This window comes from Streptomyces sp. NPDC050315 (genome assembly GCF_040655775.1).
GTDB lineage: Bacteria > Actinomycetota > Actinomycetes > Streptomycetales > Streptomycetaceae > Streptomyces.
This window is the reverse complement of record NZ_JBFAKN010000005.1, coordinates 319,043-333,598: the sequence shown is the minus strand read 5'-3', so window position 1 is coordinate 333,598 and position 14,556 is coordinate 319,043. Positions and strand designations below refer to the sequence as shown.

Below are 14,556 nucleotides of genomic sequence, written 5' to 3'. Positions count from 1 at the left end.
TCGCGGCACGTCCGCCCTCAAGAGCATCTTGTGCGGCCAAAACCTCGGACTTTTCCGGATATTGACGCACGACTCCGATCGCGGAACGGCGGCGCAACGATCCGCCAGCCTACCTCCCGCGGGTGACTGATCCGGTCACGGGTGATGCACGCGGTAACCGCACACGAGGAAGACGACCGCCCGCTCCCGCTCCACCCATACGGAGGTGTCCAGCTCGACCGACTGCAGGAGCGCGCACTCGACTTCGTAACCCCCGTCGGCCAGCGCGCGGCCGAGCGCCTCCGCTTCGTCGCGGGTCGAGGCGTGGGTGACGATGCGTTCGGGGCGGCGGGCCGCGCACGCGGTGACGACGGCCGTGCCGCCGCCCCCGATGCGGACGACGTCCGGCTCCGGGAGGTCTTCGAGTACTTGGGGCGCGCGCCCGTGCACGACCTGGAGCTGTACTCCGTACCGGCGGCTCACGGCCGTCGTACGGGCGCAGGCGTCCTCGTCGGCGTCGACGGCGATGACGGCCGCGCCGAAGCGGGCCGCTTCCACGGCGGCCGCGCCGGAGCCCGTGCCGATGTCCCAGACCAGGTCGCCGACGGCGGGCCCGAGGCGGGCGAGCTGGGCGGTGCGCAGCTGGCCGGACTCCCCCTCCGTCAGGCCGCCTCCGTAGGCGCTGTCGGAGAGGCCCCAGCCGCGCGGCCCGGAGGGGTAGCCGATCTCGCGGCCGGCGAGCCAGCCGGTGCCCTGGGTGGCGGCGCTGCCGGCCGGTCCGCCCACCACGATGACGACGTTGGGGTCGCGCCATACGTGGTCGGCGGCCTTGTCGGAGGTGAGCACCGTCACCTGTTCCTGGGTGGTGCCCAGCGCCTCGCAGATGACGAAGGTGCGGTGCACGCCGCGCAGCAGGAGGGCGAGTTCGGCGGGGCCGGCGCCGGGTGAGGTGAGGACGGCGACCTTGGTGTGGGCGCGGCAGACGTTGACGGCGCGCCGCAGGTCGCGGCTGTGGGCGACGACGATCTGGGCGTCGTCCCAGGGCATACCGGCCCGGGCGAAGGCGGCGGCGACGGAGGAGACGGCCGGTACGACCTCGACTTCGAGGCCGTGTTCGGGTGCGCGCAGGGTGCGGACGACGCCGAAGAAGCCGGGGTCGCCGTCGGCGAGTACGACGGCGGTGCCGCGGTGCTGGGCGATCCGGCGGGCTGCGAGGGAGACGCTGCCGAGCCTGATGCGTTCGGCGGCGGGCGGTACTTCCTTGAGTGCCAGGTGGTGGGCGGCGCCGGCCACCAGGGTGGCCGCGCCCAGTGCGGAGCGCGCGGCGGCGGTCAGAGGCGAGCCGTCCCACCCGATCACGGTGACGCGGTCGGCCATCTGCGGAGGTCTCCTGGTCTCGTCGTGCGGGCGGCCCGTACGGCCGGTCCGTGGTGCGAGCCGTCCGTCGTACGGGCGTGGATCAGGTGAGGGTACCCCGGGCGCCCGGCCGTACCGCGACGCCCTTCGCCACCGTTCTTCAGCGCCACTCCGGATACGCGAAGCCGCCCACGTCTTCCGTCCGGTCCGGCGGGCCGTCGAAGTCCTCGGGCAGCAGGCTCCACACGAGGAGGTCGGTACGGATGTCCGTCCAGCCGCCGTCCTCGGTGCGGGAGCGGGCTATCCAGGCGTTGCGGAGCACGCCTTCGCTGATGCAGCCGAGCTTCTGGGCGACCTGCTGGGCTGCGGAGTTGTCGGCGGGCGTGCGCAGCTCCAGGCGTTCGAACTTCTGGTCGCGGAAGAGCCACTGTGCGACGGCGAGCGCGGATTCGCAGGCGTAACCCTCGCCGCGGGCCCAGGGGGCGGTGATGCAGGAGAGCTCGGCGCCGCGTATCCGCCAGTCGGTGTGGTCGATACGGACCGAGCCGACCAGCCGCTGGGTGAGGAATTCGGTGACGGCGAAGGCGAGTCCGCGGCCGGAGGTGCGTACGGCCGGGGCGCCGCTGGTGACCCATTCCCGGGCGTGTGCCGTGGTGTACGGGAAGGGGTGGGCGGTCCAGGCGGCGACGGCTTCGTCGTTCATCATGTCGCCGAGCGCGGGGATGTCCGTGTCGTCGAAGGGCCGCAGTACCAGACGCTCCGTGCTGATGGAGATGTCCGGAAAGGTGGATGTCATGCAGCTGCTCCCACGCCGTGGACCGTAAAGCTCCGTAAAGCTCCGCGAGTACGTTCGGGCGCTCCGGCCCGTCTTGAGTGCACAAGCATGCAGCATCTGCCTGCGAATGTGCCAAGTATGACGGCCCGTAGCTGCACAGATAAGGCAGGTACGGGCCGTCATGGGCAGGGAGCTGTGCCGGTCAGCTCGCCTTGCTGAAGGAGGGCAGCACCGAGCCGTCCTTGTAGTGGGTCTCGATGTACTTCTTGACCTGGTCGGAGTTGAGCAGCTTCGCGAGCTTCTGCACGCGCGCGTCGTTCTTCTCGCTCTTGCTGACGGCGAGGAAGTTCGCGTACGGGCTGTTCTTGGCCGACTCGATGGCCAGGGAGTCCGACTTGGGGCTGAGCTTGGCGGCGATGGCGTAGTTGCCGTTGATGACCGCGGCGTCGTAGTCGCTCAGCTGCGGGGCCAGGAGTTCCGCCTTGGACTCCTTGATGGTCAGGCCCTTCTTGTCCGCGATGTCGTTCAGACCGGGGATCGCGGGGGCGTCGGCCTTGAGCTCGATCGCGCCGGCCTTGTCGAGCAGCTTCAGGGCGCGGGCCTCGTTGCTGGCGTCGTTGGGCACGCCGACGGTGTCGCCGGACTTCAGCTCGGAGAGCTCGTCGTACTTCTTGGAGTAGACGCCCATCGGCTCGACGTGGACGTTGACGACGGGCTCGATGTCCCCGTCGTTCTTCTTGTTCCAGTCGTCCAGGAATTCCTCGGTCTGGAAGTAGTTGGCGCCCAGGCTGCCGTCCTTGGTCGCCGGGTTGATCAGCTGGTAGTCGTCGAAGGTCTTGACCTGGATCTTGAGGCCCTCCTTGGGCGCCAGGTCCTTCTTGACGTACTCCAGGATCTCGGCGTGCGGGACGGAGGTGGCGCCGACGACGAGCGGGGCGCTCGCGTCGTCCTTCTTCTCCGTGTCCGGGTCCGAGGGAGCGCTGCAGGCGCCGAGGCCGAGGGCGAGCGCGGCGGCGGCCGCGACGGCGCCGGTGAGCTTGACGGTGTTACGCACGAAGAGTGCCTTTCTTACAGGGGGTGTACCGCCCGGCAAAGGGTCCGGGCTCGGGGTGGTGGCTCAGCGCTTGTGTCAGGCCGCCTCGTCCGCGGTCTCGCGGGCCTTGGGCAGCTTCAGCAGGCGTACGGGGGCGGCGGCGCGGGCGCCGCGGCGGGCGAGCCGCCGGACCACCAGGTCGCCGATGAGCTGGATGACGGTCACGATCAGGATGATCAGTACCACGGTGACGAGCATGAAGCGCGTGTCGTAGCGCTGCTGGCCGTAGGTGATCGCCACGCTGCCCAGGCCGCCGGCGCCGAGAGCGCCGGCCATCGCGGAGTAGCTGATGATCGTGATGACGGTGTTGGTCAGGCTGGCGACCAGCGAGGGCAGCGCCTGCGGGAGCAGCACCTTGAAGACGATGGTCCAGGTGCCGCCGCCCATGGACTGGGCGGCCTCGACGAGCCCGCCGTCCACCTCGCGCAGGGAGGTCTCCACCAGGCGCGCGAAGAAGGGGACGGCGCCGACGGCGAGCGGTACGACCGCGGCCGAGGGGCCGATGGAGGTGCCGACGACGAAGCGGGTGAACGGGATGATCGCGATCATCAGGATGATGAAGGGCAGCGACCGGCCGATGTTCACGACGACGCTGACGACCTTGTTCACCACGGTGTTCTGCAGCTGTCCGCCGCGGTCGGTGAGGACCAGCAGGACGCCGAGGATCAGGCCGCCGATCACGGTGTAGACGGTGGACCACCACACCATGAAGAGGGTGTCGAGGATGCCGGCCTGCAGCACCGGCTGCATGTCGTTCCAGTTCACTTGGCGACCTCCTTGGTCAGCACGGCGGCGTCCGGCGTCTGCGGAGCGGTGCGCCCCACGACGTCGACCTGGAGGCCCTGCTCGCGCAGGAAGCCGATGGGTACGACGTTGTCCTCGAAGCGGCCGGGCAGCTCGATGCGCATCCGGCCGATCTGCTTGCCGCCGACGGTGTCCATGGCGGCGCCGAGGATCGACACGTCGACGTTGTAGGTCCGCGAGAGGGTCGAGATGACCGGCTCGGTGGCGGCCTCGCCGTGGAAGGTGACGTCCACGACGGTGCGGTCCTCGGCGGTGGCCTCGCCGGTGACCGGGAACAGCTCCGTGGCCAGCTCCGAGCCGGGCGTGGCCAGCAGCTCGGAGACGGTGCCCTGCTCGACGATCCGGCCGCCCTTCATCAGCGCGGCGGAGTCGCAGATGCTCTTCACGACGTCCATCTCGTGGGTGATGAGCAGGACGGTCAGGCCCAGCTGGCGGTTGAGGTCGCGCAGCAGCTGGAGGATGGAGCGGGTGGTCTCGGGGTCCAGCGCGCTGGTGGCCTCGTCGGAGAGCAGCACCTTGGGGTCGCCGGCCAGCGCGCGGGCGATGCCGACGCGCTGCTTCTGACCGCCGGAGAGCTGGGCGGGGTACGCCTTGGCCTTGTCGGCGAGGCCGACCAGGTCCAGCAGCTCCAGCGCCTTGCGGGCGCGGTCGCGGCGGCCGACCTTGAGGATCTCCAGCGGCAGTTCGATGTTGTCCTGCACGGTGCGCGAGGACAGCAGGTTGAAGTGCTGGAAGACCATGCCGATGTGGCTGCGCGCGGCACGCAGTGCGGGGTTCGCCCGCTGGCCGCGTCCGGCGAGCGCGGTGAGGTCCTGGCCGGCCACGGTGACCGTGCCCGAGGTGGGGCGCTCCAGGAGGTTCACGCAGCGGATGAGCGTCGACTTGCCGGCGCCGCTCTGGCCGATGACGCCGTACACCTCGCCCTCGCGGACGTGCAGGTCGACGCCGTCCAGCGCGGTGACCTCGCGGTCGCCCGATCGGTAGACCTTGGTGAGGCCTGTAGTGGTGATCACAGGGATGTCCGTCACGGTTGAGTGCTCGGCGGCTCGTCCGCCGGGCACGGGGCATTCATTGCGGAGTGCGGCATGGGGATCGCGGAGGCACGCGGGCGGCGGGCGCCCGGCTCCGGGGTCCGGTGACGCGGGGCGGCCGGGAGTGCGTACGGAGCGCGTGCGTACGGGAGGTACGGGGCGCTTCTGTACGGGTCGTCCGGCACATACGGGTCTCGCTTCGGGGCGCGAGGCTCAGGCGGGGGCCCTCAGCGGTCACACATTCGACACAGGCAACGAGCACCGGGCGTCGGGTGCGCCTCGGTCGCAGGGGTGCGGCAGCTCGTCGTGGTCATGCTGGCCAGTAAACCAGACACGCGTACGGACCGATCAAGCCAGTCCGCATGACGGACTCGGCCGACCGGTCCGTGGACACCGGCTCAGTCCGCCGTCGTGATCTCCACGCCGTCGGCCGTGGCCTGCGCGGACACGGCCGACAGGTCCGGTACGACCACATCGGCCACCAGCTCCTCCGGTCCGGTCGTTGTGGTCAACGCCACGGTCGTCGCGCCGGCCGCGCGGCCCGCCGCGAGCCCGGCCGGCGCGTCCTCGAAGACGGCGCAGCGGGCCGGGTCGACGCCCAGGTGCCGGGCGGCGAGCAGGAACGGCTCGGGGTCGGGCTTGCCACGGGTGATGTCGTCCGCGGTGATCAGGTGCTTGGCTTGGATGCCGACGGCGGCGAGCCGGGCCTCGGCGAGCTTGCGGGTGGCGGAGGTGACCACGGCCCAGCGGTCGGCCGGGAGGGAGTCCAGCAGCTCTCGGGTGCCGGGCAGCAGCACCACGCCGTCCACGTCCCCGGTCTCCAGCTCCTCGATGCGGGCCAGCGCCTCGGGCACGCGGCCGGCGGGCAGCAGGTCGGCGACGATGTCGGCGGCGGGCCGGCCGTGCAGCTCGACGCGGGCGAATTCCTCGGTGACGCCGTACTCCTCGGCCCACCGCGCCCAGCAGCGCTGCACCGAGTCCATGGAGGAGACGAGCGTGCCGTCGTTGTCGAACAGGAGGGCGTCAACCGAGAGCTTCATGGTCGCCGAGCGTACGGGGTGCGCGGCGCTGCCCACCGGGCCGGGGCCGCGCGCGGGCGGGCGGCGGGCGCCGATTAAAGTCGGGGACATGCCCCACAGCCCCACTGCGCGCAGCCGCGCCGCCGCGCGGAGGTCCCGGTGATCGACGCGCTGACGGTCGCGGTCGGCGTGACCGCCCTCGTACTGGCCGCCTGGTGCGGCTTTGCCGCGTACCGCGACGAACCGACCAAGGACTGGCACTTCATCGGGATGGCCGTCGTCTCGCTGCTCGCGCTCGTGCAGCTGGTGATCGGCATCGTGAAGCTGGCGGGCGGGGAGAAGCCGGACGACGGTACGGCGATCTTCCTGGCGTATCTGATCGGTGCCGCCGCGTGCGTGCCCGCCGCCGGGTTCCTGTCGCTGTCGGAGCGGACCCGCTGGGGTTCGGTGACCGTCGCCGCGGGCGCCGTGGTGCTGGCCGTGCTGGAGGTACGGCTGTACGACATCTGGGGAGGCGGCCATGGCTGAGCCCGCGGCGAGCACCACGAAGAACGCCTCCGCCGGGGGCCGGCTCTCGCTGGGCACGGGCCCCGGCCGGCTGCTGGTGTGGCTGTACGGCGTCTTCACCGTCGGCGCCGGGTCGCGCGCCGTGTACCAGCTGATCGCCCAGTACGACCGGGCGCCGCTGTCCTACATCCTGTCCGCGGTCTCCGCCGTGGTGTACGCCGTCATCCTGTTCTCGCTGGTGCGCGGCGGGGAGAAGGCGCGCAGGGTGGGGCTGGTCTGCTGCTGCCTGGAGCTGCTGGGTGTGCTCGGCGTCGGCACGTGGACGCTGCTGGAGCCGGCCGCCTTCCCCGACTCCACGGTCTGGTCGGGATACGGCTACGGCTACCTCTTCATCCCGATCTTCCTGCCGGTCACCGGGCTGCTCTGGCTGCGGCGCGGCCGCCGCGCGGACTGACCGCCTCGCTCACGGCCGCGGGCCCCGTACGTGCAGCTGCACATACGGGGCCCGCGGCATACATATGGGGAGACTCAGGCGCTCGCCACGTAAGCCTGCGCCGTCGCGTCCTTCTCCAGCGTGATCAGGCTGAGCCGGCGGCTGACCTCTTCGGTGCCGACCTGGGCGTAGCCGCGGCTGCGGTACAGCCGGAGGTTGCCCTCGCTGCGATGGCCGGTCAGCAGCCGGAAGCGGGTGACCGCGTGCTCGGCGGTCAGCCGCTCCTCGACGGCGGCCAGCAGCCGGCTGCCGAGACCGTGCCGCTGCATCCGAGGATGCACGATCAGCTTGTCGATGCTGCCCACGCCGTCGGCGTCGACCGCACCGCGCACGGAACCGACGACCTCGTCGCCGAGGCGGGCGACCACCACGCATCCGTCGCGCATCTCGGCGCGCAGCTCATCGAACGTCTGCGTGAGCGGCTCGATCGAGTAGTCGTCGTACAGCGCGGCCTCGGACTGGTAGCACAGGTACTGCAGCTTGAGGATCTGCTCGGCGTCGCTGTCGGTCGCCGCAGAGATGGTCACGCTCATGCCCATGCGTGCTGGCCTCCCCTTTTCGGTTCGGTGAGCCCGGGTGCCATGAGGGTGTGGTGCGGCGCCCGGACGGATCTGCCCTGACTTGATGGCACCACGGGATGCGCGGCGCCGCCATGGCGGGGTCAACGCTCCTTTCCCCGGAGTTCAGGAAGCCCAACCTCCGCCGTCAGCATTCTGCGCAGACATGCCGGACAACGGGAACGCAGCGGCCCCATGCTCTCCTGTGACATTCCCAACTCAGATGAGAACTCACGGTAGGCCGGAACGCCGCCCACCGACAGGGCGCGCCCCAACTCGGGCCAACGGGTGGGCAGTTGTACCGAAACAGCGAGCGGCCCTCGATGCTGCTGGGCATCGAGGGCCGAGGCTCGGCCATTCGGGTGCACGGCGGGCCGGGGCCCTGCCCGCCGTCGACCCGCCCGTCAGCGCTTGCGGAACTCCGCGGCCGCCAGCAGCGCCGTGTCCGGGTTGTCGGAGAACAGCCCGTCGATGCCGGTCGCGTAGAGCGCCTTGAAGTAGGCCAGGGAGTCGCCGTACGCGGCCGGGTCGCTGCCCTTGCGCAGATCCACCGGCAGGAAGGTGTTCTCGTTGCGGACCGTGTACGGGTGCAGGACCAGGCCCGCGTCGTGCGCGTCCTTGACCACCGAGGAGGGCGTGCCGAGCTTGCCGTCGGCGGTACGCGGGATGATCACGCTGAGGTCCGGGCCGATGCCCTGCGCGAAGGAGGCGATCCAGCGCAGCCCCTCGGGCTTGACCAGGTCGGCGACGGTGCGCGGGTCACCGGCCTCCTTGAAGTCCCACGGCTGGCTCTTGAGCGTGCTGAGCAGCACGACCTTGGGGCAGTCGACCAGCTTGTCCAGCCGCTGGATGCTGCTGGGCTCGAAGGACTGCAGGAAGTTCGGGGCGCCCTTCTTGTGCCGGCCGTACTGACGCAGCAGCTTGGCGAGCGGCTCCTCCAGGCCGAGGCCCAGCTTGCGGAAGTAGCTGGGGTGCTTGGTCTCGATGTGCAGCCAGATGCGGCGGCCGCGCTTCTTGCCCTCGCGCTCGGCCCACTGGAAGACCTCTTCGAGGGTGGGGACGTCCCAGCGGCCGTCGTAGAGGGTGTTGTGCTGGCGGGTCTGCGGGATGCGCTCCTTGGCGCGCAGGGTCTTCAGCTCGGCGAGCGTGAAGTCCTCGGTGAACCAGCCGGTGATCTTTACCCCGTCCACCGTCTTCGTCGTCTTGCGGCCCGCGAACTCCGGGTGGTCGGCGACGTCGGTGGTGGCGGTGATGTCGTTCTCGTGCCGGCAGACCAGGTGGCCGTCCTTGGTGGGGACGAGGTCCTGCTCGATGACGTCGGCGCCCATGTCCAGGGCGAGCTGGTAGGAGCCGAAGGTGTGCTCGGGGCGGTAGCCGCTCGCGCCGCGGTGGCCGACGACCAGCGGGACGGGCAGCTCATCACCGCCGTGACCGCCGTGCTCGCGGCCGGCCGCGACGGCCGTACCGGTCCCGCCCAGCACCGCCGCTCCGGCGCCGAGCGCCGCAACGCTCAGTACGGTCCGCCGCCCGGGTCGCTGCGCCTTGTCCATATGTCCCCGACTCCTTGTGGCTCTGTGAGGTGCCGCACCTGCCGGTGCGGGGCCGATCGTAGGCCCGTACACCTTTCCGACGGGAGACATCCGACCGAACACGCGGGTGAACGTGCGTGACGTATGGGTGATCCCTTCCGGCCACCTGCGAACATCCGTACGCATCATCTGTCCCGCAAGCGGTGTAGACACGGCCCCTGCGTTCTTCGCATGACGGCCCGGTTAACCACCCGTGACGCAGCGGAAGGGCGTGTCAACTCTGCGTATCGGTCCCATGAACCCGATGTGCGATCGAGGTTGAGCCGCGAGTATCGTCCCCACCTGCAGACTCCTGCACTGACCAGTCAAACCGGAGGGCCCGTTGTCCCGCATTCTGCTGAAGGCGACTCTCGGATTCGTCATGCGTGTCCTGTTCCGCCCGAAGGTCGAGGGCGTGGAGGGCATCCCAGGAAGCGGGCCGGTGATCCTGGCCGGCAACCACGTGACGTTCATCGACTCGCTGTTCCTGTCGCTGATCGTGGAGCAGCGCACCAAGCGCCAGGTGTACTTCATCGCCAAGGACGAGTACGTCAAGGGCAAGGGCATCAAGGGCCGCCTGATGGCCTGGTTCTTCACCACCGCCGGCATGATCCCGGTCGACCGGGACGGCGGGCACGGCGGCGTCGCCGCGCTGATGACCGGCCGCCGCGTCCTGGAGCAGGGCAAGGTCTTCGGCATCTACCCGGAGGGCACCCGCTCCCCCGACGGCCGGCTGTACCGGGGCCGTACCGGCATCGCCCGGCTGACGCTGATGACCGGCGCGCCGGTCGTCCCCTTCGCGCTGATCGGCACCGACAAGGTGCAGCCCGGCGGCAAGGGCATGCCCCGCGTCGCGCCGGTGACCTGCCGCTTCGGTGAGCCGCTGGACTTCAGCCGGTACGACGGCATGGACCGGGACCGCTACGTCCTGCGCGCGGTCACCGACGAGGTCATGAGCGACGTCATGCGGCTGTCCGGCCAGGAGTACGTCGACGTGTACGCCACCAAGGCCAAGGCGGCCTGACGCACCGGCCTGACGCACTGTCAGCCAACGCCCCCGGGCCCCCTGTCGCTGTCGGCGACAGGGGGCCCGTTGTTTTCGTGTCAGTGTGTTGCGGCGTCAGCGGCCGCCCAGCGGGGCGCGGCGTGCGAGGACCCTGCGGTGGCTGATGCGCCAGCCGTCGGCGGCCCGTACGACGGTGTCCTCGTACGTGACCGTCCCGCAGGTGCCGTCCGCGTTGACGCCGATGCCCTTGGAGCGGGCGTGCACCCCGCCGCCGTCGGGCAGCTCGGTGAGGACGATGTTCGTGACGTGGTGGCCCACCGGGATGGCCTCGCCCAGCGCGAACGCCGCCTCGCTGATGGCCCGCACGCCCTTCAACGGCGGCTGCCCGAAATCGCTGACGTCGTAGACGACATCGGCGGTGAACAGCTCGTCCAGCCGGTGCAGCTCACCCTCGTCGAACAGGTGCCCGTGCAGCGCGAGCAGCTCGGCGATGGCGGTGCGGTCCTCGGCGGCCAGTGCCATGACGGTCCTCCTCCGGAAGCGCTCGAAGTCCTGGCACGGCGCAGGCTACCGGCGCGGACCCGCACCCGGCCGTGGGGCGCGCGCCGCGCCGCCGGTCTCCGTACGCGGCGCGCCACGTCGGCGTCAGTCCTCGCCGCCCTCCAGCCGGTGGCCGCGCAGCAGTATCCACGCGGCGACCGCGGCGCCCAGTGAGATGACGCCGCCCGCCACCGCGGCGGCCTCCATGCCGTCGGTGAACGCCCGCTGCGCGGCGTACAGCAGTGCCTCGCCCGTACGGTGCGGCAGGTCGCCCGCCGTCTCGACCGCGCCGCCCAGCGACTCGCGCGCCGCGCCCACCGCGTCTCCCGGCACCCCTTCGGGCGCCGTGAAGTCCCGGTACACGCCGGTGACGATCGAGCCGAGCAGCGCGATACCGAGCGCGGAGCCCAGTTCGTACGCCGTCTCGGAGACCGCCGAGGCGGCGCCCGCCTGCTCCTTGGGCACGCTGGAGAGGATCACGTCGGCGGTGACGGTGAAGGAGAAGCCCGCGCCGACACCGACCACGAAGAGGATCGCGCCCAGCACCGGCGTCGCGGTGTCGGCGCTCACCCAGGCGCACGCCCCGAGCCCGAGCCCCACCAGTACCAGCCCGCCGGACACCACCATCCGTACCGACAGCCGGCGCGCGACGGGCCCGGCGGCCAGCCCCGCGCCCATCGCGCCGACGGCGGCGGGCAGTTCGACCAGTCCCGCGTTGAGCGGCGAGCGCCCCTGCACCATCTGCAGGAACTGGGACAGGAAGAAGAGCAGCCCGGCCAGGCCCAGGATGGTCAGCAGGTCGGCGAGCACGGCGCCGGAGAAGCCCCGGTTGCTGAAGAGCTTCATGTCCAGCAGCGGCGTGGGCAGCCGCAGTTGGCGGCGTACGAAGCCGACGAGCGCGGCCACACCGATGACGGCCGCGAGGGCGACCCCGATCCCGATGCCGTGCGCCGCCGCCTCCTTGACGGCGTACACCACGCCGATCATGCCGACCAGCGACAGCCCCACACTGACCAGGTCCCACGGCCCCGGCTCCGGATTGCGGGACTCCGGCAGCACCTTGATGCCGACGGCGACCAGTACCACCATCACCGGCAGGTTGATCAGGAAGACCGAGCCCCACCAGAAGTGACCGAGCAGGAAGCCGCCGAGCACCGGGCCGACGGCCGTGCCCGCGGAGGCCGCCGCGCCCCAGATGCCCACCGCGAGGCTGCGCTCGCGGGGGTCGTGGAAGAGGTTGCGGATCAGCGCGAGGGTGGACGGCATCAGCGTCGCACCGGCCACGCCCTGCAGCGCCCGCGCCGCGATCATCATCTCCGGCGTCGTCGCGTACGCCGCGAGCGCCGACATCGCGCCGAACGCCACCGAGCCGGTCAGCAGCAGCTTCTTGCGCCCGATCCGGTCGCCCAGACTGCCCATCGAGACCAGCAGACCGGCGATCACGAAGGAGTACACATCGCCGATCCACAGCAGCTGGGTGCCCGAGGGGCGCAGATCCTCGCTGAGATACGGCGCGGCCAGACCCAGCACCGTGGCGTCCACGCCGACCAGCAGCACCGCGAGGACCAGCACGGCGAGCGCGAGCCAGCGCCCCGGACGCGGCTGTTCCACTGTTGCCTTCCCGGCTGTCCCCGCAGCCACGGCCCCGGTCATCGTGTGCTTTCCCTTCGTACGCCGCCGAGCAGCAGTTCGGCGATGGAGTGGTTGCGGTCGGCGCGGGCCAGCCGGCCCTCGTGCACCGACCAGGCGCCCGCACAGATCAGCCCGTACAGCGCCTCGGTCAGCCAGGCCGGGGTCAGATCGATACGGAAGGTCCCCTCTTCCTGCCCCCGCCGGAAGAGCGCGTGTATCCGGGCGTCGAGCGCCAGCCAGCCTTCGTTGATCGCCTCGCCCTCGAAGAGCTGGTTCTCGGTGTAGAGGAAGGCCAGCACCCCGGCGACCGATTCGAGCTCGCCGATCAGCCGGCGCAGCGCGGCATCCGCGCCGCCCTCCTCCAGCCGGGCGGCGTCCAGCGCCCGCGCGGTGTCCTTGATGCCCAGCTCCTCCAGCGCCCGGATGAGCGCGTCCCGCCCCGCGAAGTGCCGGTGCAGCGTCGCCCGGCTGATCCCGGCGGCCCGCGCGATGTCGTCCATCGAGGCGGTGCTCCGCCGTGTGAGCAGCGCTGCGGCGTCCTTCAGTACGCGTTCTCTGTCCACGGCCATGAGACAGATCGTACGCGAATGAGACGTCAATGTCTCATCAACTTCGCCCCCGTCTCACCGCCGGCCCACCATAAGCACACAAAAACGGCCGCCGCCCGGTCGGGAAGACCGGACGGCGGCCGCTGCCGCGTATCGCGTACTACTTCTGCTTGGCCGTGGCCCAAGCCTGCTGCGTGGCCAGGTCCGCCTTGACCTCGGCGAGCTGGACGGCGACCGCCGAGGGCGCCGTGCCGCCGCGGCCGCTCCGCGAGGCGAGCGCGCCGGGCACGTTGAGCACGGTGCGCACCTCAGGGGTCAGATGCTCGGAGATCTTGGCGAACTGCTCGTCCGTGAGCTGGTCCAGCTCGATGCCGTGCGCCTCGCACTCCTTCACGCACTCGCCCGCGACCTCGTGCGCGACGCGGAACGGCACGCCCTGCTTGACCAGCCACTCCGCGATGTCGGTGGCGAGCGAGAAGCCTGCCGGGGCCAGCTCTTCCATGCGCTCGCGGTTGACGGTCAGGGTGGCCATCATGCCGGTGAAGGCCGGGAGCAGGGTCTCCAGCTGGTCGCAGGAGTCGAAGACCGGCTCCTTGTCCTCCTGGAGGTCGCGGTTGTACGCGAGCGGGAGGGCCTTGAGGGTGGCCATGAGGCCCGTCAGGTTGCCGATGAGGCGGCCGGACTTGCCGCGCGCCAGCTCGGCGATGTCCGGGTTCTTCTTCTGCGGCATGATCGAGGAGCCGGTCGAGAAGGCGTCGTGCAGGGTCACGAAGGAGAACTCCTTCGTGTTCCAGATGATGACCTCCTCGGCGATCCGGGAGAGGTCGACGCCGATCATGGCCGTGATGAAGGCGAACTCGGCGACGAAGTCGCGGGACGCCGTGCCGTCGATGGAGTTACCGGCGGAGCCGTGCTCGAACCCGAGGTCCTTGGCCACGGCCTCCGGGTCCAGGCCCAGCGACGAACCGGCCAGCGCGCCCGAGCCGTACGGCGAGACGGCCGTACGGTCGTCCCACTGGCGCAGCCGCTCGGCGTTCCGGGACAGCGCCTGGACGTGCGCGAGGACGTGGTGCGCGAAGAGGACGGGCTGGGCGTGCTGGAGGTGGGTGCGGCCGGGCATCGCGACGTCCGGGTGCGCCTCGGCCAGCCCGATCAGCGCCTCCTGGAGCTCGCCGAGCAGGCCGCCGATGATCCGCGCGTGGTCCCGCAGGTACATCCGGAAGAGCGTCGCGACCTGGTCGTTCCGGGACCGGCCGGCCCGCAGCTTGCCGCCGAGGTCCGGGCCGAGCCGCTCCAGCAGGCCGCGCTCCAGCGCGGTGTGCACGTCCTCGTCGGCGATGGTGCCGGTGAAGGAGCCGTCGGCGACGTCGGCCTCCAGCCGGTCCAGCCCCGCGATCATCCGCTCCAGCTCGTCGGCGGTCAGCAGGCCCGCCTTGTGGAGCACGCGGGCGTGCGCACGGGACCCGGCGATGTCGTAAGGGGCCAGCCGCCAGTCGAAGTGCACCGACGCCGACAGTTTGGCGAGGGCCTCCGCCGGTCCGTCGGCGAAACGGCCGCCCCACAGCCGGACGTCACCGCTGTTGCCGTTGCTCACTTGGTCTGCTCCTCAAAGCTGATGTCTTGTACGGCCGCCCCCTCGCCGGTCGGC

15 protein-coding genes and 1 pseudogene are annotated in these 14,556 nt (G+C 71.0%); 3 read left to right on the top strand and 13 right to left on the bottom strand.

Annotation, left to right across the window (positions count from 1 at the left end; genetic code table 11):
• Nucleotides 1-135 precede the first annotated feature (135 nt).
• The 6 genes from cbiE to AB0I82_RS20355 form a co-directional block, all read right to left on the bottom strand.
• Complete coding sequence (cbiE, locus tag AB0I82_RS20380; RefSeq protein WP_363258711.1) at nucleotides 136-1,356, bottom strand: precorrin-6y C5,15-methyltransferase (decarboxylating) subunit CbiE; 1,221 nt, start codon at nucleotides 1,354-1,356, stop codon at nucleotides 136-138.
• Nucleotides 1,357-1,495: 139 nt separating this feature from the next.
• Entirely contained in the window at nucleotides 1,496-2,131 is a 636-nt protein-coding gene (locus AB0I82_RS20375) for a GNAT family N-acetyltransferase (RefSeq protein WP_363258710.1), read from the bottom strand.
• A 181-nt stretch (nucleotides 2,132-2,312) separates the two neighbouring features.
• A complete protein-coding gene (locus AB0I82_RS20370) occupies nucleotides 2,313-3,164 on the bottom strand; it encodes a MetQ/NlpA family ABC transporter substrate-binding protein (RefSeq protein ID WP_363258709.1) in 852 nt (283 codons plus the stop codon).
• A 75-nt stretch (nucleotides 3,165-3,239) separates the two neighbouring features.
• The gene (locus tag AB0I82_RS20365) at nucleotides 3,240-3,968 is read right to left on the bottom strand and encodes a methionine ABC transporter permease (protein ID WP_363258708.1); all 729 of its coding nucleotides are present in this window, start codon (nucleotides 3,966-3,968) and stop codon (nucleotides 3,240-3,242) included.
• The gene (locus AB0I82_RS20360; protein ID WP_363259073.1) at nucleotides 3,965-5,020 is read right to left on the bottom strand and encodes an ATP-binding cassette domain-containing protein; all 1,056 of its coding nucleotides are present in this window, start codon (nucleotides 5,018-5,020) and stop codon (nucleotides 3,965-3,967) included. Before AB0I82_RS20360 ends, AB0I82_RS20365 begins: the two co-directional genes overlap by 4 nt.
• Nucleotides 5,021-5,436: 416 nt before the next feature.
• Nucleotides 5,437-6,078, bottom strand: a complete 642-nt coding sequence (locus tag AB0I82_RS20355) for an HAD-IA family hydrolase (protein ID WP_363258707.1) — start codon at nucleotides 6,076-6,078, stop codon at nucleotides 5,437-5,439.
• Between the two features lie 138 nt (nucleotides 6,079-6,216).
• Here AB0I82_RS20355 and AB0I82_RS20350 point away from each other — a divergent pair, with 138 nt between their 5' ends.
• Nucleotides 6,217-6,585, top strand: a complete 369-nt coding sequence (locus AB0I82_RS20350; protein ID WP_363258706.1) for a hypothetical protein — start codon at nucleotides 6,217-6,219, stop codon at nucleotides 6,583-6,585.
• The gene (locus tag AB0I82_RS20345; RefSeq protein ID WP_363258705.1) at nucleotides 6,578-7,018 is read left to right on the top strand and encodes a hypothetical protein; all 441 of its coding nucleotides are present in this window, start codon (nucleotides 6,578-6,580) and stop codon (nucleotides 7,016-7,018) included. Before AB0I82_RS20350 ends, AB0I82_RS20345 begins: the two co-directional genes overlap by 8 nt.
• Before the next feature lie 74 nt (nucleotides 7,019-7,092).
• Here the strand turns inward: AB0I82_RS20345 and AB0I82_RS20340 are convergent, their stop codons facing one another.
• The 3 genes and pseudogenes from AB0I82_RS20340 to AB0I82_RS20330 all read right to left on the bottom strand — a co-directional run bounded on the left by AB0I82_RS20340 (nucleotide 7,093) and on the right by AB0I82_RS20330 (nucleotide 9,164).
• On the bottom strand, nucleotides 7,093-7,596 hold the full coding sequence (locus AB0I82_RS20340) for a GNAT family N-acetyltransferase (protein WP_363258704.1): 504 nt from the start codon (nucleotides 7,594-7,596) through the stop codon (nucleotides 7,093-7,095).
• Nucleotides 7,597-7,718: 122 nt separating this feature from the next.
• Nucleotides 7,719-7,859: pseudogene (locus AB0I82_RS20335) on the bottom strand (sigma-70 family RNA polymerase sigma factor); the annotation flags it as partial.
• A gap of 159 nt (nucleotides 7,860-8,018) precedes the next feature.
• Complete coding sequence (locus AB0I82_RS20330) at nucleotides 8,019-9,164, bottom strand: glycerophosphodiester phosphodiesterase (protein WP_363258703.1); 1,146 nt, start codon at nucleotides 9,162-9,164, stop codon at nucleotides 8,019-8,021.
• A 361-nt stretch (nucleotides 9,165-9,525) separates the two neighbouring features.
• On the opposite strand from AB0I82_RS20330, the gene AB0I82_RS20325 reads away from it, so the two are divergent.
• Nucleotides 9,526-10,206, top strand: a complete 681-nt coding sequence (locus AB0I82_RS20325) for a lysophospholipid acyltransferase family protein (protein ID WP_363258702.1) — start codon at nucleotides 9,526-9,528, stop codon at nucleotides 10,204-10,206.
• Between the two features lie 96 nt (nucleotides 10,207-10,302).
• Here the strand turns inward: AB0I82_RS20325 and AB0I82_RS20320 are convergent, their stop codons facing one another.
• From AB0I82_RS20320 to argH, 4 genes are all read right to left on the bottom strand, one after another.
• A complete protein-coding gene (locus AB0I82_RS20320) occupies nucleotides 10,303-10,710 on the bottom strand; it encodes a nuclear transport factor 2 family protein (RefSeq protein WP_363258701.1) in 408 nt (135 codons plus the stop codon).
• A gap of 123 nt (nucleotides 10,711-10,833) precedes the next feature.
• Nucleotides 10,834-12,381: an MFS transporter gene (locus tag AB0I82_RS20315; RefSeq protein WP_363258700.1), complete on the bottom strand. Its 1,548-nt coding sequence runs from the start codon at nucleotides 12,379-12,381 to the stop codon at nucleotides 10,834-10,836.
• Nucleotides 12,378-12,929 carry a helix-turn-helix domain-containing protein gene (locus tag AB0I82_RS20310; protein ID WP_363258699.1) on the bottom strand — a complete coding sequence of 184 codons (552 nt, stop codon included), beginning with the start codon at nucleotides 12,927-12,929 and terminating at the stop codon, nucleotides 12,378-12,380. Before AB0I82_RS20310 ends, AB0I82_RS20315 begins: the two co-directional genes overlap by 4 nt.
• A gap of 139 nt (nucleotides 12,930-13,068) precedes the next feature.
• Nucleotides 13,069-14,502: an argininosuccinate lyase gene (gene argH / locus AB0I82_RS20305; protein ID WP_363258698.1), complete on the bottom strand. Its 1,434-nt coding sequence runs from the start codon at nucleotides 14,500-14,502 to the stop codon at nucleotides 13,069-13,071.
• Between the last annotated feature and the right edge of the window lie 54 nt (nucleotides 14,503-14,556).

Excerpts from the sequence above, each read along its gene's own strand:
- AB0I82_RS20320 (WP_363258701.1), bottom strand. The coding sequence starts at position 10,710 with ATGGCACTGGCCGCCGAGGACCGCACCGCCATCGCCGAGCTGCTCGCG.
- AB0I82_RS20330 (WP_363258703.1), bottom strand. The coding sequence starts at position 9,164 with ATGGACAAGGCGCAGCGACCCGGGCGGCGGACCGTACTGAGCGTTGCG.
- AB0I82_RS20375 (WP_363258710.1), bottom strand. The coding sequence starts at position 2,131 with ATGACATCCACCTTTCCGGACATCTCCATCAGCACGGAGCGTCTGGTA.
- AB0I82_RS20345 (WP_363258705.1), top strand. The coding sequence starts at position 6,578 with ATGGCTGAGCCCGCGGCGAGCACCACGAAGAACGCCTCCGCCGGGGGC.
- cbiE (WP_363258711.1), bottom strand. The coding sequence starts at position 1,356 with ATGGCCGACCGCGTCACCGTGATCGGGTGGGACGGCTCGCCTCTGACC.
- AB0I82_RS20315 (WP_363258700.1), bottom strand. The coding sequence starts at position 12,381 with ATGACCGGGGCCGTGGCTGCGGGGACAGCCGGGAAGGCAACAGTGGAA.
- AB0I82_RS20340 (WP_363258704.1), bottom strand. The coding sequence starts at position 7,596 with ATGGGCATGAGCGTGACCATCTCTGCGGCGACCGACAGCGACGCCGAG.
- AB0I82_RS20310 (WP_363258699.1), bottom strand. The coding sequence starts at position 12,929 with ATGGCCGTGGACAGAGAACGCGTACTGAAGGACGCCGCAGCGCTGCTC.
- AB0I82_RS20355 (WP_363258707.1), bottom strand. The coding sequence starts at position 6,078 with ATGAAGCTCTCGGTTGACGCCCTCCTGTTCGACAACGACGGCACGCTC.